The sequence below is a fragment of the Archangium violaceum genome (genome assembly GCF_016859125.1).
Classification (GTDB): Bacteria; Myxococcota; Myxococcia; order Myxococcales; family Myxococcaceae; genus Archangium; species Archangium violaceum_A.
Map to the genome: position 1 here is coordinate 6,469,667 of NZ_CP069338.1, position 25,065 is coordinate 6,494,731.

At 69.2% G+C, this 25,065-nt stretch carries 19 protein-coding genes; 16 read left to right on the top strand and 3 right to left on the bottom strand.

Annotated features, from left to right (window positions below; translation table 11 throughout):
- The first annotated feature begins 148 nt into the window (after nt 1-148).
- From JQX13_RS27670 to JQX13_RS27745, 16 genes are all read left to right on the top strand, one after another.
- On the top strand, nt 149-1,453 hold the full coding sequence (locus JQX13_RS27670; RefSeq protein ID WP_203402481.1) for a thymidine phosphorylase: 1,305 nt from the start codon (nt 149-151) through the stop codon (nt 1,451-1,453).
- Nucleotides 1,454-1,517: 64 nt separating this feature from the next.
- Nucleotides 1,518-3,413, top strand: coding sequence for a WD40 repeat domain-containing protein (locus JQX13_RS27675; RefSeq protein WP_203402482.1), 1,896 nt, complete (start codon nt 1,518-1,520; stop codon nt 3,411-3,413).
- A gap of 123 nt (nt 3,414-3,536) precedes the next feature.
- Nucleotides 3,537-4,385, top strand: coding sequence for a purine-nucleoside phosphorylase (locus JQX13_RS27680; RefSeq protein ID WP_203402483.1), 849 nt, complete (start codon nt 3,537-3,539; stop codon nt 4,383-4,385).
- Nucleotides 4,382-4,762: a PilZ domain-containing protein gene (locus tag JQX13_RS27685; protein ID WP_203402484.1), complete on the top strand. Its 381-nt coding sequence runs from the start codon at nt 4,382-4,384 to the stop codon at nt 4,760-4,762. Before JQX13_RS27680 ends, JQX13_RS27685 begins: the two co-directional genes overlap by 4 nt.
- Nucleotides 4,759-5,163, top strand: a complete 405-nt coding sequence (locus JQX13_RS27690) for a cytidine deaminase (RefSeq protein ID WP_203402485.1) — start codon at nt 4,759-4,761, stop codon at nt 5,161-5,163. Before JQX13_RS27685 ends, JQX13_RS27690 begins: the two co-directional genes overlap by 4 nt.
- 132 nt (nt 5,164-5,295) lie before the next feature.
- Nucleotides 5,296-6,711, top strand: coding sequence for a 5'-deoxyadenosine deaminase (locus JQX13_RS27695; RefSeq protein WP_203402486.1), 1,416 nt, complete (start codon nt 5,296-5,298; stop codon nt 6,709-6,711).
- A gap of 97 nt (nt 6,712-6,808) precedes the next feature.
- Nucleotides 6,809-7,543 carry a PspA/IM30 family protein gene (locus JQX13_RS27700; RefSeq protein ID WP_203402487.1) on the top strand — a complete coding sequence of 245 codons (735 nt, stop codon included), beginning with the start codon at nt 6,809-6,811 and terminating at the stop codon, nt 7,541-7,543.
- Nucleotides 7,544-7,571: 28 nt separating this feature from the next.
- Nucleotides 7,572-8,759, top strand: a complete 1,188-nt coding sequence (locus JQX13_RS27705) for an ABC transporter substrate-binding protein (protein WP_203402488.1) — start codon at nt 7,572-7,574, stop codon at nt 8,757-8,759.
- A gap of 40 nt (nt 8,760-8,799) precedes the next feature.
- On the top strand, nt 8,800-9,609 hold the full coding sequence (locus JQX13_RS27710; protein ID WP_203402489.1) for a hypothetical protein: 810 nt from the start codon (nt 8,800-8,802) through the stop codon (nt 9,607-9,609).
- 464 nt (nt 9,610-10,073) lie between these two features.
- Nucleotides 10,074-10,655 carry a hypothetical protein gene (locus JQX13_RS27715; protein ID WP_203402490.1) on the top strand — a complete coding sequence of 194 codons (582 nt, stop codon included), beginning with the start codon at nt 10,074-10,076 and terminating at the stop codon, nt 10,653-10,655.
- A 144-nt stretch (nt 10,656-10,799) separates the two neighbouring features.
- The gene (locus JQX13_RS27720; RefSeq protein ID WP_203402491.1) at nt 10,800-12,404 is read left to right on the top strand and encodes a hypothetical protein; all 1,605 of its coding nucleotides are present in this window, start codon (nt 10,800-10,802) and stop codon (nt 12,402-12,404) included.
- Nucleotides 12,401-13,096, top strand: coding sequence for an ABC transporter ATP-binding protein (locus JQX13_RS27725; protein WP_203402492.1), 696 nt, complete (start codon nt 12,401-12,403; stop codon nt 13,094-13,096). Before JQX13_RS27720 ends, JQX13_RS27725 begins: the two co-directional genes overlap by 4 nt.
- Nucleotides 13,093-14,376, top strand: coding sequence for an ABC transporter permease (locus tag JQX13_RS27730; protein ID WP_203402493.1), 1,284 nt, complete (start codon nt 13,093-13,095; stop codon nt 14,374-14,376). The genes JQX13_RS27725 and JQX13_RS27730 overlap by 4 nt, the downstream gene beginning before the upstream one ends.
- Nucleotides 14,373-15,167, top strand: coding sequence for a hypothetical protein (locus JQX13_RS27735; RefSeq protein WP_203402494.1), 795 nt, complete (start codon nt 14,373-14,375; stop codon nt 15,165-15,167). The genes JQX13_RS27730 and JQX13_RS27735 overlap by 4 nt, the downstream gene beginning before the upstream one ends.
- A gap of 101 nt (nt 15,168-15,268) precedes the next feature.
- Nucleotides 15,269-17,779: a serine/threonine protein kinase gene (locus JQX13_RS27740; protein WP_203402495.1), complete on the top strand. Its 2,511-nt coding sequence runs from the start codon at nt 15,269-15,271 to the stop codon at nt 17,777-17,779.
- A gap of 75 nt (nt 17,780-17,854) precedes the next feature.
- On the top strand, nt 17,855-19,609 hold the full coding sequence (locus tag JQX13_RS27745; protein ID WP_203402496.1) for an ATP-binding protein: 1,755 nt from the start codon (nt 17,855-17,857) through the stop codon (nt 19,607-19,609).
- Between the two features lie 15 nt (nt 19,610-19,624).
- On the opposite strand, the gene JQX13_RS27750 is transcribed toward JQX13_RS27745, so the two are convergent.
- From JQX13_RS27750 to tssI, 3 genes are read right to left on the bottom strand one after another with little or no spacing between them, the layout of a single operon-like run.
- Nucleotides 19,625-20,602: a hypothetical protein gene (locus JQX13_RS27750; RefSeq protein ID WP_203402497.1), complete on the bottom strand. Its 978-nt coding sequence runs from the start codon at nt 20,600-20,602 to the stop codon at nt 19,625-19,627.
- Nucleotides 20,593-22,491, bottom strand: coding sequence for a LysM peptidoglycan-binding domain-containing protein (locus tag JQX13_RS27755; RefSeq protein WP_203402498.1), 1,899 nt, complete (start codon nt 22,489-22,491; stop codon nt 20,593-20,595). The genes JQX13_RS27750 and JQX13_RS27755 overlap by 10 nt, the downstream gene beginning before the upstream one ends.
- A gap of 18 nt (nt 22,492-22,509) precedes the next feature.
- A complete protein-coding gene (gene tssI, locus JQX13_RS27760; protein ID WP_203402499.1) occupies nt 22,510-25,005 on the bottom strand; it encodes a type VI secretion system tip protein TssI/VgrG in 2,496 nt (831 codons plus the stop codon).
- Nucleotides 25,006-25,065: the final 60 nt, after the last annotated feature.

Consider the following 25,065-nt stretch of genomic DNA (forward strand, 5'->3'; position numbering starts at 1 on the left):
CGACACGTCGTCCAGGGCGGTCACGGCGCCGAAGCGCTTGTGGATGTTCCGGAGGGAGATCAAGACAGTCCACCTTTATCATCAGATGATGGGAGGGCCACGGCTATCGATGGCATGCCCGCCCGCCTTCCTGGTATGGCCTGTCCGCGTGAGACCCTACGAGCTCATCAAGGCCAAGCGGGATGGGAAGCGGCTGGCGCCCGAGGACATCCGGGCGTTCATCGAGGCGTACACCTCGGGTGTGGTGCCGGACTACCAGATGTCCGCCCTGTGCATGGCGGTCTTCTTCCGGGGGCTGGACTCGGTGGAACTGGGCGCCTGGACACGGGCGATGCTCGAGTCCGGCGAGGTGTTGGACCTCTCGGACACACCCGGTGTGAAGGTGGACAAACACTCCACGGGTGGGGTGGGGGACAAGGTCTCGCTGAGTCTGGCCCCCCTGGCGGCGGCCTGTGGCGTGCCGGTGCCGATGATCTCCGGCCGGGGGCTGGGACACACCGGCGGGACGCTGGACAAGCTGGAGTCCATCCCCGGGTTCAAGGTGGACCTGCCGGTGAGCGAGTACCGACGGCTGGTGCGCGAGGTGGGGTGCTGCCTCATCGGCCAGACGGCGTCGGTGGCGCCCGCGGACAAGAAGCTCTACGCGCTGCGGGACGTGACGGCCACGGTGGATTGCATCCCGCTCATCGCCAGCTCCATCATGAGCAAGAAGCTGGCGGAGGGCATCGACGCGCTGGTGTTGGACGTGAAGGTGGGCAGCGGCGCCTTCATGAAGAAGGTGGAGGACGCGCGCACGCTGGCCCGGACGATGATTGGCATTGGCGCGGAGATGGGCCGCAAGGTGACGGCGCTCCTCACGGACATGGATCAGCCGCTGGGGCGCGCGGTGGGCAACGCGCTGGAGGTGGTGGAGGCCGTGGAGATGCTGCGCGGCCGGGCCCCGGCGGACTACACCGAGGTGACGCTGGCCCTCACGGCGGAGATGCTGGTGCTGGGGGGCAGGGCGGGCTCCATCGCCGAGGCGCGTCAGAAGCTGGAGGCGTCCGTCTCGGACGGGAGCGCGGTGCGCAAGTTGAAGGAGATCGTCCAGGCGCAGGGCGGAGATCCGCGCGCCATCGATGACTACGCGCTGCTGCCCCAGGCGCGCGCCACCGTGGACGTGGTGGCGCCCCAGGAGGGCTTCGTCACTGGTATCGAGACGGAGGCGGTGGGCCTGGCGGCGGTGGCGCTGGGCGCCGGGCGTCAGCGGGTGGACAGCCGGATCGACCCCGCCGTGGGCTTCACCCTGCTGCGCAAGGTGGGCGAGCCCGTGAAGGCGGGCGAGCCGGTGGTGCGGGTGCACTACAACGACCCGGCCCCCGTGGAGGAGGTGAAGGCGCGGTTGCTCGCGGCGTACCGCTTCGGGCCCCAGGCCCCCGCGCCCCGGCCGCTGGTGGTGGAGCGGCTGGAGTAGTCGCCGGGTGGGGCGGAGCCGTTGTCAGGATCCCCGGCCTCTTCCGTCCCTCTGGCCACCCACGATGGCACATCAAGAGCGTTTCCCGCCCCGGCTGGACGTCTTCGGAGACCCCTTGCCCCCGCAGGCGCTCAGCCGCTGCGGGACTCTTCGCCTCTGGCATCCTCCGGAGGAGGGCCGCCCCCCCGACTCACTGGAGGCGGTCTCCTTCTCTCCCGACTCCCGGAGGGTCGTCTCCGCGAGCGGGTGTACGGCACGCGTCTGGGACCTGGAGGACGGTCGAGAGCTCCTTGCGCTCTCCGGCCACCGCGACACCGTGCGTGCCCTGCACTACGTCTCCAGCACGCGGATCGTGACGGCGAGTCGGGACGACTCGGTTCGACTGTGGGACGCGGAGAGTGGTGCCGAGCTGTGCCGGTGGTCGCTGCACGGCGGCGGTGCCACCTGCCTGGCGCTCTCGCCCGACAAGCGCACGCTCCTGGCGGGCTCGTGGTCCGCGAATGGCTTCGCGGTCATCGATCTCATGACGCAGGAGCTCCTCCGCTGGGTGTGCCCGGAGGGGGAGGTCGGCAACACGGCGTTCCTCGTCTTCTCCCCGGACGGTTCGCGGGTCGCCACCGTCGAGCGGACCTTCGATCTCTCACGCTTGTGCATCCTGGACGTGGCGACCTGGTCCCTGTGCTGGTCGGCCGAGGACGGGGGGGAGTACACACCCGCGTGGGCCGCGTTCTCGGAGGACGGCCGGAGTGTGATCCGTGATGTCAGCACCGTGGGTTGGCGGACGCTCCGGCGTACCTTCGACACGCGAACGGGCGCCCTGCTGGCGGAGGCCGAGAATCCCCTGAACCTGCCCATTCCCCTGTCCGACGGGACGTCCGTCCGGGCGTCCTCGGGCCAGCTCGAGTTCCTCCGAGATGGCGAGGTGGTGCGGGGAGCGGACCTTCGGGTCCGCTCCTCCGATATGAAACATGGGCTCGTGGTGTCGCCCGACTCGCGGTGGGCGCTCCTCACGGGAGGACCGGCGACGCTCGCTCTGATCGAGTTGTCGAGCGGGCGGGTGTTGCCGGCGCGAGCCCATCGGGATTGCGTGATGCAGCTCACCTTCTCTCGCGATGGAAAGCACCTGGTGTCGTCCTCCCTGGACGGGTCGGTGCGGACCTGGAACTGTGCCACTGGCATACAGGAGGCCTGTGCCGACCTGGGACGAGGCTCTGACCACTGGTGGATCTGCCTGACCCGGGGTCGCGCGCTCCAGGTGCGACAATACGGGGATGTCTTCATCCGGGATGTGCTCGCCGGGACCGAGGTGGAGCCGGAGATCGGTCACATCCCGTCCCGGATCGCCTGGTCCGTGGATGGTACGCTGCTCGCCCATCTCGACTCCTGGTACGGCGATCAGTTCGCCTTCGTGCACGACACCCGCACGGGGAAGCTGATTCGGAAGGTCGCCCTCCGCCTCGAGAACGACCGCCCGTGCGCCCTCTCCCGGGACGGCCGCTTCCTCGTCACGGGCGCGCGGTTCCAGGGGCGGAGCTCCTCCTACGGGTTCCGGCTCTGGGACCTGGAGGACGGCACGGTGTGTTTCGAGCAGGCTCTGCCGCACGACATGGGGACGCTCGTGTTCTCCCCGGACGAGAGGTGGCTTGCTTTCGAGGAGGGGCCGGACGCGCTCGCCCTTCTCGAGCTCAAGCATCCGGAGCGCCGCCTCCGGGTGGAGTTGTCCGCCAGGCTCTCCGCTTTCGCCTTCTCCGAGGACGGACGTTTCCTGGCCACGGGAGACCAGGAGGGGCGCGTCCAGGTGTGGCGCGTGAATGGCGAGTTGCTCGGGGTGCTGGAGGGGCACCGCGCTCTCGTCAATGCCCTGGCCTTTTCCTCGGACGGCGCCCTGCTGGCCTCGGGCGGCGCCGACACGACCGTGCTCCTCTGGCCCGAGCGCGCGTGGCTCCCGGGAGGGCGTTGACGCGGGCGGTCGATGGGGCGTGTTGCCCGGAAGGCAACAGGGACGTACCGGGGGGTCACCTGCGCCACACCCATCCTCGTGAGTCCGTGCGGTGGGCGCGCAGGTGGGTATGATGCGCCGACGATGGGGCTCTACGAACAGGTGCAGGAGACGGTACGGGCCATCCGGCACCGGGCGGGGAGTGTCGCTCCCAGGGTGGGCATCATCCTCGGCAGCGGGTTGGGCGGCTTCGCCGACGGCTTCGAGGACAAGGTCACCATTCCGTACGCGGAGCTCCCGCACTTTCCCCACTCGTCGGTGCCGGGCCACGCGGGCCGGCTCGTCCTGGGGCGCGTGCGAGGCGAGCCGGCGGTGGCCATGCAGGGCCGCGTGCACGTCTACGAGGGCCATACCCCGACCCAGGTGGCCTTCCCCGCGCGGGTGCTGTGCGCGCTCGGCATCCACACCCTGGTGGTGACCAACGCCGCGGGGGGCGTGAACCTGGACTTCCAACCGGGCGACCTGATGGTCATCACCGACCATCTCAACCTCTCGGGGTTCAACCCGCTCAACGGGCCCAACGACGAGCGCCTGGGGCCACGCTTCCCGGACATGACGACCGCCTATCCGGCCGACCTCCGGGCGCGGCTGCTGGAGTCGGGGCAGCGCGTGGGCGTGGCGCTCAAGCAGGGCGTCTACGCCATCCTCGCCGGCCCGTCCTACGAGACGCCGGCGGAGATCCGCATGCTGCGCGTCCTGGGCGCCGACGCGGTGGGAATGAGTACCGTGCCCGAGGTCATCGCCGCCAACCACATGGGCGTGCGCGTGGCGGGCGTGAGCTGCATCACCAACCTGGCGGCGGGCATTGGTGGGAAGCCCTTGTCTCACGAAGAGGTGGCGGAGACGGCGAACCGGGTGAAGGATCTCTTCACCCGGCTCCTCGAGGATTTCCTGCCCACGGTGTCCCGCGCTGGAGCGAGTAGAGGCATATGAGCGAGCAGTCCAAGGAACGGAACCAGCGGCCGGTGGAAGACCGGCGTGAATCCCCTCGCGTGTCGATGCGCATCCGCGTGAGGCGGGCGGGCACCTCGGACGCGTTCGAGTCCCGGGAGGGCAACATCTCACTGGGGGGCTTCGCCTGGTTCGGCTGGGCCATGCCGGTGGGCACGAAGGTGGAGGCGCGCTTCTCGCTGCCCGGCTCCGACGAGGAGCTCCAGGTGCGAGGCGAGGTGCTCCACGTGGGGCACGGCTCGCGCGGCTCGTCCGCGCACGTGCGCTTCCTGGAGCTATCGGCGGAGGCGGAGCTGCGCATCGCTCGTTACATCGACGAGATCGAGCTGGCGGAGTCCAAGGCACGAGGCGGAGCATGAGCGCGAACATTCCCTGGGAGCAGTTGTTCGAGGCGGCGATGAAGGTGCGGGAGCGCGCGCATGCGCCGTACTCGCGCTTTCCGGTTGGCGCGGCGGTGCTGTACGACGATGGCTCGGTGGTGACGGGCTGCAACGTGGAGAACTCCTCCTACGGGTTGTCCGCGTGCGCCGAGCGCAACGCGCTGGCGGCCGGGGTGGCGCAGGGGCATGGCCGACCGGTGGCGGTGGCCATCGTGGTGGACACGCCCACGCCGTGCCCGCCGTGCGGCATGTGCCGGCAGGTGATGCTGGAGTTCGCCCCCAAGGAACTGCCGGTGCGCAGCCGCAACCTCCGGGGCAACGAGGCGCGCTACTCGCTCGGGGAGCTGCTGCCGCACGCCTTCACCCGCGATTTCCTCTGAGCTGTCGGGCCCGCGCCCCCCTGCTCGCGGCCCGAACGGGGCACCCCGGGCCCATGCGGGGTTCAGTACTTTCCGTCAGGTCGCGAACGGTCCGCGAGTCGGGGCGCGAACCGTGGTAATACCTGTTGGACCGTGGATCTCCTCCTCACCAACGGCACCGTCGTGACCATGAACCGCGAGCGCGAGGTGCTCGCGGATGCCGATGTCCTCATCCAGGATGGGCGCATTGCCCGGGTGGGGCGGAACATCCGCACGAGGGGCGCGGGCCTGCGTGTCCTGGACGTGGCCGGCAAGGTGGTGTTGCCCGGGCTCATCCATGGCCACCTGCACGCCTGCCAGACGCTCTTCCGCAACCGGGCGGACGGGCTGGAACTGCTGGACTGGCTGCGCGAGCGCATCTGGCCCTTCGAGGCCGCGCACGACGCGGACTCCATGCGGGCCTCGGCGGATCTCACCTTCGCGGAGCTCATCCGCTCGGGGGCCACGGCGGCGCTCGACATGGGCACGGTGCGCCACTACGACGCCGTCTTCGAGTCGGCCCGGGACTGCGGCTTCCGGCTCACCGGTGGCAAGGCGATGATGGACGCGCCCGACGTGCCCACGAGCCTGCACGAGTCCACGGAGTCCTCGCTGGCGGAGAGCCTCGCCCTGCTGGAGCGCTGGCACGGGACCCAGGGAGGCAGGCTGCGGTATGCCTTCGCGCCGCGCTTCGTCCTCTCCTGCACGGACAAGCTGATGCGGGAGGTGGGGCGCCTGGCTCGGGAGAAGGGCGTGCGCATCCACACCCACGCCAGCGAGAACCGCACCGAGTGCGACGTGGTGCGCGAGCGCACCGGCAAGGGCAACGTGGCCTACTTCCACGAGGTGGGCTTCACCGGCCCGCACGTGACGTTGGCCCACTGCGTGTGGCTCGCGGAGGAGGAGCAGCGGTTGCTGCGGGACACGCGCACGGTGGTGTGCCACTGCCCCGGCTCCAACCTCAAGCTGGCCTCGGGCATCGCCCCGGTGCCCGAGCTGCTCGACGCGGGCGTGTCCGTGTGCCTCGGCGCGGATGGCGCGCCCTGCAACAACAACCTGGACATGTTCATGGAGATGCGGCTCGCGGCGCTGCTGCACAAGCCGCGGGTCGGCCCCCGGGGCATGCCGCCCGAGCGCGTGCTGGAGATGGCCACGCTCGGCGGAGCCCGGGCGCTCGGCCTGGAAGCCGAGCTGGGCTCGCTGGAGGAGGGCAAGCGCGCGGACATCACCGTGGTGGACCTCTCCGGCCTGCACTCCACCCCGTCGGACCCCCGGGACGTGTTCTCCCCGCTCGTCTACGCCGCCCGCTCCACGGACGTGGTGCACGTGCTCATCGACGGCAGGCTCGTCCTCAAGGACCGCACCCTCATCACCCTGGACGGGGCCTCCGTGGCATCGACCGCCCGCCAGCAGGCCTCGCGCATCGCCGGGCGGATCCGCCTGGCTCCGGGCACTTCACGGGTAGGGGCTGCTCGCACTCCGAGCGGACCAGCGGCTTCCGGGGAGTCGGTTGGCAATCATCACCGTTGAGCGAGCGTAGACCCGGGGGTATTCGTCATACGTGGAATACGGTGGGTTGGTGTAAGGTCCCCACTGCGATTCAAATTGGAGGAGGTAGACACCCGCCATGTGGCCACGCTTCAAGAGGGCAATGCGCAGCTTCTTCGGATTCTTCGTCTCCTCCATCGAGGATCCGGAGCTCATCCTCGAGCAGAACATCCGTGACCTGAACGATCAGGTCCCGAAGATGAACGAGTCCATCGCCATGGTGCGGGCGAACCTGACGCTCCTGGAGAAGGAGAACGCCAAGTACCAGCAGGACATCCGCGACCTGACGGCCAAGGTGAAGGCGGCCATCCAGGCGGGGCGTGACGACCTGGCGGCGCAGTACGCCACCAAGCTGCAGACGGAGAGGGCGGCGCTCGAGCGCAACGAGCAGCAGCTGGCCACCGCGAAGCAGGCGTACGAGAAGGCCATGAATCTGAAGAAGGCCTTCATGCGCGAGAAGGATCGCAAGACGCAGGAGGCGATGAACGCCATCCGCGACGCGCGCCGCGCGCAGTGGCAGTCCAAGGTGGCCGACGCCATGGAGTCCTTCCAGGTGGCCGGCATCGACGCCACGCACGACGAGATGCTGCGCAAGGTCCAGGAGAAGGCCGCCATCAACGAGGCGCGCATGCAGATGGCGCTCGAGTCGGTGGACCACCAGTCCGTGCAGATCGAGGAGGACGCCGAGCGCCTGCAGGCCATGGACCTGGTGAAGCAGATGAAGATGGAGATGGGTCTGGACAGCCCCGCGCCGGTGTCCGAGGTGGGCGCCGGTCCGGAGAAGACCATCGGCAAGAAGGTGGAGATCAAGTAGTGACGAGGGGACGGAGGAGGCCGCTCGGATGGCAGTGAGACGCGGACCCGGCCTCTATCCGTTCCTGGCGTTGTGTCTCCTGGGGGCGGTGTACCTGGTGGCCTCGAGGCAGGGCTACCTGAATCGCCTCCAGGCGCGCTTCTTCCCGGCGGCGAAGGAGGCCGTGCGCCTATCGCCGGGAGACTTCCCCGCGGGAGTGGCGGCCCCGGTGGCGGACCTGGCGTCGGTGCCGTTGCGGCCCACGCTGATCGGCTTCACCGCGCGCGGCTCGGCGGCGGCGCTGCTCCTGGCCACCGGTGGGGCCTCGACGTTGGACAACCCCGGGGCTCCTCCGGGCGCGGCGCAGGGTGTGCTGAAGACGGCGTACGCCATGGACGCGCGCGCCGTCGTCTTCGCCACCGACGAGGAGCTCCGGCAGGCGCTGGCGGTGGGCGCGGAGCATGGTGGGGTGGACATGGCGGCCATTTCGGTGGACCGGCTGGCCGCCTGGCTGCCGTCGTTGCGAGACGCGGCGCCCCGCACGGTGATGCTGGTGGGGCGCAGCCGCGGCCAGGAGGCGCTGGCGGCGGTGGGCGTGCCGGACCTGGCCTCGCTGCGCGGCAAGCGGCTGGGCGTGTACACCTCGGGCGCCTCGTACTACTTCTCACTGTGGGTGCTGTCGCGCGCGGGCCTGCGCATGACGGACGTGCGGTGGGTGGATCTTCCCTCCACGCTGGACGCGGGCCGGGCGCTGCGCGAGGGCAGGGCGGACGCGGTGTCGGGATTGTGGGGTGACGTGGAACTGGCCGCTCGGGATCGGGGGGGCACGGTGCTGGCCACCACGGCGGACGCGCCGCACCTGGTGGCCACGGTGCTGGTGGCCCGGGGTGACTACGCCGCGCGCTACCCGGACGCGGTCCGCCGGATCATCCGTGGCCTGTTGGATGCCGGCGCCAGCGTCCAGAAGGAGCCAGGGCCCGCGGCGCGGCTGTTGGGCGAGGTGGCTCCCTACCTGGGAGATCCCACGGAGGCCATCCGCAGCGCGCCCCCGGCGACACTGGCGGACAATCGGGCCTTCTTCGGACTTTCCGGCGAGGCGCCCGTCACCTATGACGAGCTCTTCCAGAGCGCCTCGGCGCTCTACCAGAAGATCAGGCGCACGGCGGTGGCTCCGCCGGCCGAGGACACCCGCGACCTCGGCGCGCTGAAATACGTGTCGGAGGCGCGAGGGCCCTGAGCCCTCTGAACCGCGAGGCGCCTCGCTGGCGAGGACTTCCGTGGCCCGCACACCCAACTTCCTGAAGGCCGCCTTCATGATGCCCGCCAACCTGGTGGGGCTGTTGACCGCGGGGGCCTCCTCGGCGCTCACCGGGGAACCGCTGCCGGCGCTGGTGGCGCTCGGGGTGGAGGGGCTGTACCTGGGGGTGGTGTCCTCCTCGAAGCGCTTCCGGCGGGCGGTGCGCTCGCGCACGCCGGACACGCAGGACGCGGAGGCCGCGCGGCAGCAGGTGGACGCGCTGTTGGCGGAGCTGGCCGCTTCTCAGCGCGAGCACTACCAGCAGCTGGTGGGGCTGAAGGAGAAGATCCTGGCCAACTACGCGAAGCTGCCCGGAGGACGGGTGCTGGCGGCCAGCAGCGAGCAGCGGTTGGACGCGTTGCTCACCTCGTTCCTGCGGCTCATCTCCACGCTGAACCAGTACCGGACGTACCTCAACTCGGCGGAGCGGCAGTCGCTGGAGAAGGATGTGCGCACGCTGGACGCGGAGGTGGCGCAGGAGACGAATCCGCGGCTCAAGGAAGTGAAGGAGAAGCGGCTGGAGATCCTGAAGCGGCGGCTGTCGCGCTTCGAGCAGGCGAGCGAGAGCCGCGAGGTGGTCAGCCACCAGCTGGCGAGCATCGAGGATCTGATGCGGCTGACGCACGAGCAGTCGATCGCGATCCGGGATCCGGAGAGCGTCAACCGGCAGCTCGAGGCGCTCAGCGCGGAGGCCCACGCCACGGACGAGACGGTGCGGGACATGGAGCGCTTCCTCGACTTCACCGAGGAGACCTCGGGCCCGCTGCCGCACGGGACGCGGGTGCGCTGAGGGATTCCCGACAGCGCACGGCAACATGACGCGGGATTCCTTGCTGCGAGTGCTCCTGCTGGCGGCGCTGGCGCTGTTGCTGGAGGCGTGCGCGACCGTTTCGGGCGGGCACATCCCGCCCTCGGCTTTCGAGTTCCACGATGTCGTGTCCGCGCAGGGTCCAGAGCCTGGGGGGTGGAAGATTGCCCAGGTGAACATCCTGCTATCCCGGGTGTCTCGGCACAGGCCGTTGCAAGCGCTCGATTTCGAATGCGGTCGCGCAGAAGAGGGCGTCAGAAGCCGCTGATGCGGCTGCCCAGTTGATTCTGAGTGGACCCGAGACCGTTTCGGCACTTGCCTGCCAGCAGTTCCGGCAAGAGATGTTGAGGTTGTTGGTGAAGTCCATCAGGGGCGCCACGGTGACGAAGTTCGTTCGGCAGGGAATCGAGCCGAAATCCTTCCCTGAGGATTGAGGGGTAGACAGCATGGATGAGCGTTTTTCCGCGGAGTCCCTCATCAAGCTCGTGCATCGCTACTACCCATCGGGCATCCATGGGGATGAGCCGCGACATCGACAGAGCGAGGAATACAAGCGGTTGGCGGCCGCGCGTCAGACAGTACAGCAGGATGACGCGGTTTGGATGGGCTTCCGGCAGCGTGTGCGTGAGCAGCTCCCCGAATGCGTACAATGGGAATTGCCCGGGCTCCCTTACGACCCGAGTCGCCACGTCCGGGTCTACTTGCCTGGCACGCAGAAGTCCCAGCGAGAGAGGAAGTGCATCGTGGTGTTCGTGAGCATCCTGGCTCCGGTGCACCTCCTCCATGCTTCTCGAGAGGTGGAGCTGGATGATGATGAGCGGTCGGCCTCCGAGGCCTGGTTCCCTCCACTTCCTCCCGAGCTCCAACCTCTCGAGGCGAAGCTGGATGCGCTCGTTCGTGAGTCTTTCGGGTCGGTCCGTTTGCCCAATGACGTGCTCTTCACCTCCGTGCCGGACCTCCAGGTGGGCAACACCAGCTTCGGCAAGGTGAAGCTCCTCCACTGCCTCTTCTCCGACAACATCTGGTGAGGAGACCCGCCGGGTCGCGGGTCAAGCGCCCGCTCTCCCAGTACTGTTCGGGGAGGGGCAAGGTCGGCCCCCGGACGGCCTTTCAGGGGAACCCCGCAGGAAGAAATTGACTCCGGGCCCCGGGCCGTCTGCACTCCCGGTTCCATGCACCGCCGCGCCCCTTCCTGGCTCCTGCTCGTCCTGCTCGTGTTCGCCGGCTGCTCCCGTTGCGGTGGGCAGCAGGGCGGGACGAAGGTGACCAGTCCCGCCCGTTTCCTGCCCCGTGGCGCCCCGGCCGCCCTCGTCGTCCCCGATCTCGGGGCCCTCGGCGAGAAGCTCGCGCGCTTCCAGAACCTCAAGCTGGCCAACTTCATCGCCCAGCTCCAGAACGCCCGGACCGCCGAGTCCTACGTCTCCAGCATCATGCGGCAGGTGGGCGTGGACCTGCGCAGCCGCCAGGCCATGGAGGCCGCTGGCATCGACCCGGCCCGGGGCGCGGGCGCGGCCCTGCTCGGCGGCAACCAGGCCTTCTCCGTGCTCGGCGTGAAGGACGAGAAGGCCCTGACGGACACCTTCGCCAGGCTCGCTCGGGAGCGACTCGGGGCCTCCGAGCGCGCCGAGCAGAAGGTCCCCGGTGGCACGCTCATCACCTTCAGCAGGTCCGGCGCGCAGCAGCCCGCGCTGGGTCTCCTCTTCTCCGAGGGCTACGCCCTGCTGGGGGCGGGCGCCATGGTCTCCCAGCTCTCCAGCTACGCCACGTTGCCCGCGGAGAAGTCGCTCCTCCAGGAGCCGCTCCTCACCGCCTCCCTGAACCGGCTGCCCGCCGAGCGCGACTTCTACGCCTTCCTCCCAGGGGGCGTCGGCCTCCTCGTCCCGGCCGGGACCACCCAGTCCGTCACCCTGACGGGTTCGCTCGGCGATCGCGCCGTGACGCTGCGCATGGACACGCCGTGGCCCGACACGCAGGCCTCGCTCGCCGCGCTCACCCCGCAGCAGGGGCCGGATCTGCTCGGCTACCTTCCCGAGGACAGCTTCCTCGTGGCGCGCTACCGGGGCGATCCCTCTCAGTTGAACGGCGTCTGGCCCTACCTCGTCGGCTCCTACGTCACCCGCGCCGTGCAGGAGACGGGCTTCGACGTGAAGGGCGAGCTACTCGACAAGTTGAAGCCCGGCGTCGTCGCGGGCGTGTCCCTGTCGCCCACGGTGCAGCTCGGGGCCGGCATTCCATTGCTGGACCCGCGGCGCACCAACCCCTTCCGCTTCGTGCACATGGTGGTGATGGGCGAGTCGGAGGACGCGGCCGGCTTCGCCTCCACGCTGGAGAAGTTGCCCTCCATCGCGCCTCGCTTCGGTGCCGAGGTGAAGCCCTCGGACATCAACGGCCAGCGCGTCTACCTCACCTCGTACCGGCAGGGAGAGGGCGCGCACTTCGCCATGGTGGGCGACAAGGTGGTGCTCTCCGCGCCGCGGTCCCGCCTCGAGGCGGCGCTCACCCGGCTCCAGGGCCCCGCTGGCAACAGCCCCGTGGCCGAGGATCTGCGCGCGTCGCTCCAGGGCCCGGTGCTGAGCGCGGTGTTGGACCTGCGGCGCCTGTCCGATGCGGTGAAGGCGCTCCCCTCCGAGGCCTGGGGCATTGGCGGCTTCGCCATCAAGGCGACCACGGTGCGCTGGCTGGACGCGACGAATGACCTTCGCGCGGTGACGCTGGGCCTCTCCGAGAAGGAGAAGGCCCTGCAGGCCGAGCTCACCCTCTGGTTGGCACCCCAGTGATACGCGCACGCGACATCGTCAAACAGTACCGGGACGGGGATGGCACCGAGGTGCGCGTCCTCGATGGAGCCTCGCTCGACGTGGCGGACGGTGAGTTCGTCGCGGTGGTGGGACCCTCCGGCAGTGGAAAGTCCACGCTGCTGCACCTGCTGGGTGGCCTGGACGTGCACTACCAGGGCGACGTGGAGGTGGCCGGCGTGAAGCTGTCCGGCCTGAAGGACAAGGAGCTCGCGCGCTTCCGCAACCAGCACGTGGGCTTCGTCTTCCAGTCCTTCCACCTCATCCCCAACCTGTCCGCGGTGGAGAACGTGCTGATGCCCTCGCACTTCGGCCCCGCTTCCCCGGAGGCGCACAAGCGCGCCGAGTCCCTGCTCGACCGGGTGGGCCTGCTGGCCAAGAAGGATCGCACGCCGGTGCGGCTCTCCGGTGGCGAGCGCCAGCGTGTGGCCATCGCCCGCGCCCTCTTCACCGGTCCGCGGCTGCTCCTGTGTGACGAGCCCACCGGCAACCTCGATGCCGCCACGGGCGCCGGGGTCATCTCGCTCTTCCAGGAACTGCACCGCGAGGGCCTCACCCTGCTCACCGTCACCCACGAGGAGCGGATGAGCTCGGCGGCCCGGCGCGTGTTGCGCCTCAAGGAGGGCCGGCTCGTCGAGGAGCCCCGTCCCGCGCTGGCGGGAGGTGTGTCATGAGGCTGGCGGCGCTGTCCCGGCTGGTGCGGTTGAGCCTCGCGCGCGAGCGGCGGGGCGCGTTCTTCTCCGCCTTCGGCGTGGCCATGGGGGTGGGGGCGCTCGTCTTCTTCCTGGGCCTGGGCCTGGGCGTGGGCCGCGTCATCCGCGAGAAGATCTTCCCCAACGACGCGAGGCTGGTGGACGTGGTGCCTCCGGCGGTGTCGCTCGGCTCGTTCCTCGGTGGCGGCAAGCTGGACGCGGCCATGGTGGAGCGCCTCCAGGCGTTGCCGGACGTGGAGACGCTCTACCGGAAGATGAGCGTGCGTGTCCCCGCGGCGAGCCTCTACAACGGGGACTTCTTCGGCCGCAGGCTGCGCATGGGTGTGGACGTGCTCGCCGTGGGCGTGGACCCCGGCCTCGTCGAGGGCGACGTGCAGATGGGCAAGTTCGTCGATCCGGGGCCGGGCCAGCCGTTGCCGGTCCTCATCTCCACGCGGCTGTTGGAGATCTACAACAACACCTTCGCTCCGGCCCGGAAGCTGCCGAGGCTCGCGCCGGGGATGCTCGTTGGCTTCACCTTCCCGGTGGACTTCAACCGCTCCTACGTGGCCGCCCCTCAGCCGAACGCCCCGGTCATCTCGTCCCAGTTGCAGGTGGTGGGCGCGTCCGACCGGGCGCTGCTCGCGGGCGTCACCCTGCCGCTGGACACGGCCATCCGCCTCAACCGCGAGCTGGGCCAGGACGCGGACACGTTCACGGGTGTCACGCTGGTGGCCAGCAGCCCCGGCGCGGTGCCCGCCATCGTGGCCGCGGTGAAGGAGATGGGCCTGGAGATCGACGACCAGGAGCGGCGGCTCGCGGAGAACGTGGGCGCGGCGGTGACGCTCACCACGTCCGCGCTGGCGCTGCTGTCCATCCTCATCTGCGTGCTCGCGGCGGTGAACATCGCCCACGCGCTGAGCGCCTCGGTGCGCGCGCGGGCCAAGGAGATTGGCGTCATGCAGGCGGTGGGCGCCTCTCGCTCGGACGTGCGCAACATCGTCCTGGCCGAGGCGGGGGTGGTGGGGCTGATCGGGGGCTTCCTGGGCACCCTCGCGGCGCTCCTCCTCGCGCTGCTCATCGATCGGCTCGCGGCCTCCTACCTGCCGCAGTTCCCCTTCAAGCCCGAGAGCTTCTTCTCCTTCCCCTGGACCGTGGTGGTGGGCGGAGTGGTGCTCGGGCTGCTGGCCGCGGTGGCCGGGGCCTGGTTCCCCAGCCACAGGGCCGCCGCCACCGACCCCGCCCGAACGCTCGCCGGATGAAGCTGCCTTCGTTCAAGACGCTCCTCGCCAACATCGTCTGCCTGTTCACCCTCGCGTGGCTCTACGGAGGGGACCTGTGGGACTCCCTGCGCGCCCGGACCGCGGAGGTGTCCGCCTTCCTGGCGCCGCCTCCGCTGGTGTGGCCCGCCGTGGTGCTGGCCGCCACGGGCGTGGCGCTCGGGCTCGTCCTCTGGGGGCTGGTGCGTGGCCGCGCCGAGGGCTTCAAGGGCTACCGGTTGCTGCCCATCCTGTTGGTGAGCGCTCTCTTCTTCGACCTGGTGCTCGCCGAGGGGCAGGTTCCCCTGCTTCCCGAGGACGTGGCCTCCCTGGTGCTGGACCATTTCCAGGAGAAGGCCGCGGCGCTGGCCAACGGGAAGGCGGTTCCCTCGGAGCCGGCGGTGTTGAGACCCCTGCTCGACGAGCTCGCCCCGCCGCCATACCTGGTGAAGGGCGAGCGTGTGCCCGCCTGGTCGCTCCAGGTGCGTGAGCAGTGCCAGGGGCCCGTCCTGGAAGCTCCAGGACTGGCGGTGGGGACGGTCATCTACTGCGTGGCCCCGGGTCACGAGAAGGCCTGGGTGACCCTGGTTGGCCTCCCGGCGGGCGAGCGCTTCGGCCTCCCAGCGGTGTTCTCCGTCGAGGGACAGCCGCACGTGGCGGTCGTGCGGCCCGTACTCCGCGAGGGGAGTGGGATGGCGGAGCTCCCCTTCCAGGGGGGGATCGGGGCTCCGGCGCCCGTCGGGTCCGAGGAGTCCCTGGACGCCGGGGTGGTGGCGCCAGCCCCCACACCCTGAGCGGGGCAGGGGAGCCTTCTCGATGTGCGCAACTTCGCGCGGTTGACCCTGTGGAGGCGCGGTCGATAGGCTCGGCCATCCACCCCGAGCCACGTACGCCCGTGACGACCACTCAACCGAAGCGGCAACCCATCCCGTTTGGGAAATACCTTCTCCTCGACCGCATCAACATCGGCGGCATGGCGGAGGTGTGGCGCGGAAAGATGTTTGGAGCGGGAGGCTTCGAACGCCTCGTCGCCATCAAGCGCATCCTCCCGAACATCGCCGAGGACGACGAGTTCATCACGATGTTCATCGATGAGGCGAAGATCAGCGTCCAGCTGAACCACGCCAACATCGCGCAGATCTACGAGTTGGGGCAGATCTCCAACAGCTACTTCATCGCGATGGAGTACATCCCCGGCAAGGACATGCGGGCCATCTTCGACCGATGCCGGAAGAAGGGTGAGCCCGCTCCCGTCCCGCTGGTGGCCTTCGTGGTGTCCAAGATGTGCGAGGGGCTCGACTACGCCCACCGCAAGAAGGACAACATGGGGCGGGACCTGAACATCGTCCACCGCGACATCTCGCCGCAGAACGTCCTCATCTCCTTCGATGGCGAGGTCAAGGTCATCGACTTCGGCATCGCCAAGGCGGCGGGCAAGGCCACCAAGACGCAGGCCGGCATCCTCAAGGGCAAGTTCGGCTACATGAGCCCGGAGCAGATCCGCGGCCTGCCGCTGGACCGGCGCTCGGACATCTTCGCCATCGGCGTGTGCCTCTACGAGATGCTCACCGGCGAGCGGCTCTTCGTGGGCGACAGCGACTTCAGCGTGCTGGAGAAGGTGCGCAAGGCCGAGGTGGCCCCGCCCTCCACGTACAACCGCCGCATCCCCGAGACGCTGGAGAAGATCGTCCTCAAGGCGCTCGCGCGCGACGTGGACGAGCGCTACCAGTACGCCAACGAGCTGGGCGACGACCTGCAGCGCTTCCTGCTCACCTCGGAGTCCATCTTCGGCCGCAAGGACCTCATGCAGTACATGAAGTCCACCTTCGCCGAGGACGTGGAGCGCGAGAAGCAGCGGCTGCTGGAGTACTCGGACATCAAGCCCCCCGAGGGCATGCTGGCCGCCATCGAGATGGGCTTCAGTGGGAGCTCGTCGGCGCCGCAACCGGCCACCCCGTCGTTGACGGGCCAGCCCGCGGTGTCGGCTCCGATGCCCGCCACGCCGTCCCTGGCGGGCGTCCGCCGCTCCCCCACGCTCGGCGCCATGCCCGCGCCCAAGGTGACGCCCACGCCCGTGGCGCCGCCCCCGCCGGAGGAGGAGTCCGGTGCCACGCAGGTGGTGAGCAGCTCCGAGTACTTCGACGAGCCGACCACCCAGCCCGGGCTCGTGGGCCCCGGCCGCATGGTGACGCCGGTGGAGGTGCCGCGCGCGCCCATCATCGACGAGCAGCCGCCGCAGCGTGTCTCCAACGTGCGGATGCCTCCGGTGATGTCGCCTCCGCCGAGGCCTCCGACGCTCACGTCGGTGCCCTCCGCCGAGAGCACCACCGTGGCCCGGCAGGGCCGTAACACGATGGACGGGATTCCGCGCGTTCGCTCGGAGCCTCCGGTCTCCGACTCGTCGGTGGGCATGCCGTCCAGGCCCTCGCAGTCCATGCCCGTGGCCGCCCCCAGGCCGTCCCAGCAGGTCCCTGTGGCGCCTCCGCCCATCAGGGAGGAGGACCTGGAGCAGGAGGAGGATCCGCTCGCGCTCACCCCCGCCACGCCGCTGCGCCAGGCCGCCGCCGCGCGGGCCGCCGCGGCCCAGGCTCCGGCCCCGGCCCCGACTCCGGCCCCGACGACCAAGACATCCAACCGCATGCCTCTCGTCGCGGGGCTCGCCGCCCTGGCGATCCTGATGATCGCGGGTGTGGCGGGCTTCGTCATGACGCGGCCGGAGCCCACCGGCTTCATCCTGATGCACCTGCCTCAGGAGGTGCGTGGCCCGGTCCGGGTGAATGTCAGCGGCCAGGACTTGAAGGACGTGCCCAAGAGCGGTCCCATCCTCCAGTCGGTGAAGGCCGGCCCCGCCGTGGTGCTGGTGAGCGCCGAGGGTTACAAGCCCTTCACCCAGACGGTGGTGATCTCCGAGGGCATGACGCCCACGCCGGTGGAGGTGAAGCTCGAGCGCGAGGTGCGGATGGGGCGCGTGGTGATTGTCACCCAGCCCGCCGACGCCGAGCTGACGGTGGGTGGCAAGGTGGTGCGCGAGAAGGGCAACAGCTCGACCTACATTGGCGAGCTGACGGCGGACGAGGAGGTCCTGGTGGCCGCCAGCGCCCCGGGCTTCAAGCCAGCCCAGCAGCGCATCACCCCGGCCGCGGGTGACAAGGCCCTGGACGTGCAGCTCAAGCTCGAGCCGGACGGTTTCGATGTGGAAGTGCTGTCCACGCCCTCGGGGGCCACCATCGTCGCGGGGGGCCAGGAGTGGGGCACCACCCCGAAGCGGGTGCGCCTGCCGCTGAACGTGAAACAGGTGGCCCTGCGCCTGCGTTGCCATGATGATGTGAACGTCGATGTGACTCCCGCTGGGGGGGTCGCCGCCCAGGTGAAGGCGCGGCTCAAGAAGCAGCGCGGCTGCAAGTAGCCTGGCAATCAGACAGATGCCCACCCGGCCGGGGTGGGCGCGAGCGCCCCGGGAAGGGGCCGGAGGGGTGTGTCCGTGACCAAGTCACGCAAGGTGGATGCAGCGGATCCGCTCGCGGATCTACCCGGGTGGGCTCGGAAGCTGGCCCAGAAGTACTACACGAAGACCGTCAGCACGTTCCTCCTCTACGGAGCGGTGAGGGACCTCCAGCCCACCACCCAGGAGGATGGCAGCCGGGGGTTCGGCCCCCTGCGCACCTTCCTCTCCGAGGAGCTCTTCGGCGGGCGCGACCACGTCCTCTTCTACGATCGCTCGTCCGGCGTGCGCTCCGCCTCTCCGGAGACGCAGAAGGAGCTGCAGCGGACGATGGCCGGCTATGACGCGCTCTACGGCACGGACTACGCCAAGAGCCTGCCGAGGGATCCGGCCCGGGCGCTGCAGATTCTGGAGAACTTCCTGCGGATGCGCGTGAGCGAGGGCAAGTCGCTGGCGCTCATCATCGACTTCGCGGAGACGCTGGTGCCGGGCGGGGAGATGAGCCACCTGTCCGCCGAGGACCGCTTCGTGCTGGCCACGCTGGAGAAGTGGGCGCACGACCCGCAGTTCCTCGCGGGCGACGTGTCCGTGGTGCTGCTGGCGGAGAACCTGGCGGACATGTCCCAGCGCCTGACGCGCAACCCCTACGTGGCGCCCATCGAGCTGCCGCTGCCCACGGAGGAGGAGCGGCTCGAGTACGTGCGCTACAAGCTGGAGGGCAAGAAGCTGGCGGCGGTGTCGGACGTGCCGCTGGCGGGCCTGGCGAAGATGACGGCGGGCCTGTCGCGCATCAACCTGGACCGCGTGCTCACCGAGGCCCTCGAGCATGGCGTGCGCATCACCTCCGACCTCCTCAAGGAGAAGAAGAAGGAGCTCATCCAGGCCGAGTGCCACGGGTTGCTCGAGTTCATCGAGCCGGTGCACACGCTGGACGCGGTGGCGGGCCACGCCAAGGCCAAGGAGATGCTGCGCAACGCGGCCAACGCGTTGAAGAAGGGGCGCATCGAGGTGATGCCCATGGGCTACCTCGTGAGCGGCCCGGTGGGCACGGGCAAGACGTTCCTCGTGTCCTGCTTCGCGGGAGAGATTGGCATTCCGGTGGTGAAGTTCCTCAACTTCCGCAGCCAGTGGCAGGGCGTCACCGAGGCCAACCTGGAGAAGATCTTCAACCTGCTCAAGGCGCTCTGGCCGGTGGCGGTGATGGTGGACGAGGCGGACACGTTCCTGGGCAACCGCGACTCGGGCGGGGACTCGGGGACGAGCAGCCGCGTGTTCGGCTCCATCGCCTCGTTCATGGGCAACACGGTGTACCGCGGGAAGATCGTCTGGTTCCTGATGACGGCGCGGCCGGACCTGCTGCCCATCGACCTCAAGCGCCAGGGCCGTGCCGAGGAACACCTCGCGCTCTTCTATCCGGAGACGGAAGAGGAGCGGGAGGAGCTCTTCAAGGTGATGCAGAAGAAGACGGGCCTGAAGCTGGAGGTGCCGTCCATCTCCGAGCTGATTCCGACGGGGACGCGCCAGCTGAGCGGCGCGGACATGGAGGCGGTGCTGGTGCGCACGCGCTTCCGTGCGCTGGCCCAGGGGCGCGAGCAGGCCACGGTGGAGGACCTCAAGGCTGTCTTCGAGGACTTCGTGCCGCCGAGCTACCCGCTGGAGATCGAGCTGCAGAACCTGGTGGCGGTGCAGGAGTGCACCAGCCGCGAGCTGTTGCCCGAGAGCTTCCGCCGGCTGGACCGCGACCACATCACCCGGCGCGTGCGCGAGCTGAAGCTGCTGCTCGAGCAGGGGTGAGTGGCTGGCGCTGGCTCATGCGCGCCAGGAGCGGGCGTCCGCGCCGCTGGTGCGCCGCAGCGCGGCCGTGAGCCAGAGGACGCCGGTCAGCGTTGGACGCCGGACGAGGGCCAGGACTCGGAACCAGACCCGTCCGGAGCTGTCGACCCACGAAATCCGCGGTGCGCGGGACAGATCCAACCGCAGGTCCCCGGGCAACCGCCGCCACGAGCCCAGGGACAGCGGCCCCACGCGGCGGCGTATCTGGACTCCGTCCGGCTCGACCCGCAGCTCCCAGTGGGAGAAGGCGTACAGGCTGGTGAAGAGCGCCACCGCGGCGGCGAGCATGCCCGTTGCCGCCGCGAACAGCTGGCCTCCCGGCCCGGACGACATGAGCGCGAGCGCCACCACGGGCAGCACCACCAGCAGTCCGGACATCAGGAACAGCATCGCGAAGGGGCCCCATCCGGCGGGCACCCGGCACCGCCCATCGGGCTCCACCTCCACGCCGCTATCCGGTGGGGGTCGAGGCGGAAGCTCCGCGTCCGTCGCGGAGAACGTGGCCGCGCCCCACCGCTCACGCACGACCTCCACGTTCCCACCACCGCCCGCTCCCATTCGCACCGGGCCGAACAACGGCGAGAAGAGCCAGACGGAGTACTGCTCCGCGTGCACCCCGTTGGACAGGGGCCGCAGCTCCACCTCCACCCGGGCGGGGCCCCGCGCCGGCATGAACACCTGCTCGCCGGTGGACATCACCTGTCCGATGAGCTTCCCGCCCTCGTTCCGCCACAGCAGCAGTCCGCGGCGGCCCAGCTCGGCCACGGCCACCATCAGCACGGCGAAGGACAGGGACAGCCCCGCCAGCCCGATGAAGAACAGTCGCTTCTGCTGCGAGCCGTCCCCCGGCAGCACCCGCGCCAGCAGGAACACGCCGAGTCCACCCGCTCCGAGCGCCGCCACATAGCAGATGGCCGCCAGGGCTCGCGAAGGAGGAGGGGGCGTCAGAACCATGAGCGGATCCTCTCCGTCACCGACGGCGACAGTTTGGCCGAGCGCTTGTACGTCATCGTCTTGCCGTCGTTGTAGGCGTCCACGAGCATCTCCACGCGGAGCTCCGTATACAGCACCTGCTTCCGCTGACCTGGAGGCTGGGGCACGGTGATGGTGATCTCCGTCACCCGGTTGCCCTCCAGCTTGAGGGACGCGCTGCGCTCGTCGAGCAGGCGGTTGCGCCAGTGCTGGTACCCGCCCAGGTCCCACGCGGCGCCAATGGTCATGCGCACCTGCGAGCACGTCAGCACCATCGATGGCTTGATGACGATCTGATGCCGCTCCTCGCTGAAGCTGCCCTCGAACTCGACGAGGGCGAGTGCGTCCTTGAGTCCCTCGAGCTGCCTGGTGGGGTTGTTCTTCCACTCGCGGAACTCACTGGCGGGGTCATCGCCATCGTTGCCGAAGCGGTTGTTGAGCACCCAGAGCTGGAGCGCGGTGTCATCGAAGTTGCCGAACACCGAGGCGAGGGCCGCTCCCAGGGACACGATGGCCCCGGCCAGCAGCACCACCACGCCGACGCCCGTCCAGGAGGTGCCCGCGCCGAAGACGATGAGCGAGGCGCCGACCGCCGCCGCCGCGCCTCCCGCCGCGCCCGCCCCGTAGAGCAGGGCCGCGTCGTAGTCACCCTTGGAGGCGCGGTCCCAGGCGTCCATGCTGCCGGTGACGGCGTCGCACACGCCGGTGATGATCGCCAGCACCGAGGCCTCGGTGCCCGCGCCGGCCACGCGCATCCACTTGCGCGCCGTGAGCACGGTGGTCACGGACTTGAACTGCTCCAGCATGGCCGCGACCGCTCCCACCGCGGAGAGGATCTCCTTGGTGCCCTGCTTCTTGCTCAGCTCGTTGAGCGCGAGCGCCAGGTTGATGGCCTCGAAGGCCTTGTTCAGGAAACCGCTGATGCGCTGGGCGTTGGGGGTCTCGTTGAGGCGGATGTGCTCGGGCGTCAGCACGGTGATGGTGAACGTCTGCCGGACGCGCACGATGGTCGTCGTCTCGTAGAGGTTCACCTTCTTGCGCAGCAGGTCCACCGAGATGCCCCGCACGCGCTGGATGATGAGGTGCTCGATGTACCCCAGCGCCTCTTCCTGCTTCCACCGGACGATCGTCGGTGCGAACTCGGCGAGCCACTTCCAGAAGGCACCATTGGCCTCCTTCATGATCTTGAAGACGCCGGTCAGCAGGGCCGAGGGATCGCTCTTCTCCGCCTTCTTGAGCTCCTGGAGGATGAAGGTGCGGCCCACGTTGGACTCGTTGAAGGCCTCGGTGAGGTCCGCGTAGCACTGGGCCCGATCCTCGTCCGCGAGCGTGTCGAACTGGCGCTTGAAGGACTGGATGAGCATCAGGTTCACCAGCTCGCGGCACTTGGACTCGTAGGCCTCGCGTTGGGGCTGGGCCTCCTTCTCGTAGTCCTCCTGGAACTTCTCGAGCCGGGCCTTGTTGGCACGGCTGCCGTAGGCATCCGCGTCCTGGCTGACCAGGGACCGGGTCCACTCCGCGATGGAGAACCAGCTCGCGCGCTCCTTGTCGGACACCCAGGTCATGTACTTGTCGCGCAGCCGGATGTACTCGGCACTGAGCTGCCGGGCGCGTTTGATGAGGCCGAGGCCATCGGCCGGCTGGCGCTGGAACTTCTGCGGGCCGCCGGTGACTCCCTGGACGCGGGTGGGCGGGCGCGCGGGGATGGCCACCTCGTCGCCCGGGTAGATGAGCATCGGGTTGGGGCGCTTCTTGCGGAGCGCCGCGTTCTCGGGGGCCTGGTAGAGGGCCTGCCAGTCGTCGACGAACCCGTACTTCTCCGCGATGCTGGTCAGGGTATCGCCCTGCTGAACCTTGTGTGTCTTGGGCATGGGACGGTCTTCCTGTCATCAGCCCCGGCCGAGGTTTCCATCCAGCTTGGGGAAGGAAATCCAATACTTGCCGGGCGGTACGTTCTCGACGCGCGCGCGGCCGTTGGCGTCGACCTTGCCGCTCTTCTTCGTGCCGTCCTCCAGCTCGATCTCGAACTCCACGTCCTTGAGGGGTTTGCCCTCCTCGTCCTTGAGCTCGAACTCCATGTGGGGCTTCTTCGGGTCGGCGTCGGGGAGCTCCTCGATGTCCTTGTTCTTGACGGACCTGCCCGACACCGAGCCGGCCCCGAGCAGCTTGACCTTGCCACCCTTCGCCGTGACGGCGGAGCCGTCGAGGGTGATGGTCTTGCCGGCCAGCGTGATGGCTCCCGACTTCTCGACGCAGAGGTACAGCTTGTCGCCGACGATGACGGAGAACTTGTCCGCCGACAGGCTGAATGTCTTGGCCAGCCAGCTCGAGGGCTCGACGACGGTCACCTCGGTGTCGAGCCCCGTCTGGGTCTTGGAGTCCTTGCCGACGGTGAGCGTGCAGACCCCGGTGACTTCTATCTGGAAATCACCCCCCACCTTCGTCTCCTTGTCCTTGGCGACCGTCTCCTGCCGGCTGCCGAGGACGAGCTCGGTGTGGGCGGCGCCGATCTGCTCGAGGAACGCCGCGCCCACGGCCTCGTTGTAGGCGAGCGCCACATTGACGATGGAGCCAGCGCCGATGGTGGTGGCCTTGGCCGCGCCCACGCTCTCCGAAGACGTCTGGAGGACGTCCACCTGGAGCTCCTGGGCCACGGTGATGGACTGATTGCCCTCCACGTCCTCGGAGTGGCTGCCCGACACCGAGGTGGTGCGGTTGCCCTTCACCAGGAGGGACTGATTGCCCTCGATGAGGCCCGTGTCGTCCAGCTGGACGTTCAGCGTCTGATTTCCCTCGATGGTGCGCTGGCGCTCCTTCTTCACCAGGAGGTCCTCGTAGCCGACGACGTGCTGGGACTTGTCGTTCTCGGTGACGAGGTCCTCGTCCTTCTGGGCATGGGTGAAGATCTCCTCCTCACCCGCCGCGTCTTCAATCCGGAACTCGTTGAAGCCGTCGCTGCCCAGGCTGGAGGCGCTCTTGAGCGTGGACTTCGTCTTGTCGTCCGGCAGCGCGTAGGGCGTGGGGTTGCCCCCGTTGTAGACGGTGCCGGCGATGAGGGGCCTGTCCGGGTTGCCCTCGAGGAAGCGCACCACCACTTCCTGGCCGATGCGCGGCAGGTACACCGCGCCCCACGCCGGGCCCCCCCATGTCTGGCTCACGCGCACCCAGCACGAGGCCTTGTCGTCCCGCTGGCCCTCCCGGTCCCAGTGGAACTGCACCTTGATGCGCCCGTGCTCGTCCGTGTGGATTTCCTCTCCCGAGGGCCCCACCACCGTGGCCGTCTGCAAACCCATGAGGTGCGGCACGGCGGTCGTCCGCCTCGGCCGGAAGGGGACGCTGGATGGCATGCACTTGAAGTGGTTGCGGTACAGGCTGCCTGGCGCCTCGCTGTGTCCGGGGGTCTCCGGCTGCCGGCCCCAGTGCACCACCTCCACCGCCACGTACTCGCCGGCGTAGGTGCCTTCGTCCTCCACCTCGAAGCGGTAGCCCGCCGTCAGCCGGGGGCAGACTCCCTCGCCCTCCAGCGTACGTGCCGCCTGCACCGCCTCCTCCAGGCGGACCTTCGCCGCGCCCTTGCCCACCGCGGGCGCCACGTACTCGCCCGGGTAGTCGTACACCTCCAGCGCGTCCTGGCCGTTGCTGGAATCCTGCGTCCTGCCCGACACGTCCAGCGCGGGCTTCTCGAAATCGAAGTCCTTGAGGTGCACCTTGCCCGGCCTCATCCGGTGCACCCGCTGCAGCGAGGACACGAACTCCCCGGTCGCCGCCCGCCGGTCGTTGTCGCGCAGAGGCAGCTTCGCTCCGCCTGGAAGCGCCTCGTGCACGTTGGGCTTGTCGCCCACCACCATCACGTGCCCGCCCTCGGTGTGCTCGAAGAAGTAGAAGAGGCCCTCCCACTCCATCAGCCGGCTGACGAAGGCGAAGTCCGTCTCCCGGTACTGGGTGCAGTACTCGCGCGCCTCGTAGCTGCCGCTCAGCGACAGCTTCACCTGCACGCCACCCTCCTCCAGCACCGCTTTGACGATTTGCGGCACCGTCCTGCCCTGGAAGATGCGGCTGCGCTTCACCTGGCTCAGCCACCACACCCTGGGGACGACCCACACGCGGTAGCGCCAGAGCCCGGCTTCCTGGCCCAGCGAGTCCACCGCGCGCACCAGCCCGTGCACGTAGCGAGCGCCGCCATCAGGCAGCTCCACCTTCAGCAGCGCCTCGCTTCCGAGCATCTCCTGGGCTTCCAGCGGCTCGGGCGCCAGGGGGTGGAAGTCCACTCGGAACTCGTACGGGCGGCTCAGCGCCTCCGTTCCCATGAAACGGCTGACGACCAGTTGCCCTGGCTCGTGCGGTTTGACCGAGAAAGAGACGGCGGGCGCTCGTGTTCCTGCCATGGTGCATCCCCTTTTGCCGTTTCAGGGGAGCGTAATCGGTTGTCTGACAGGCGACAATCG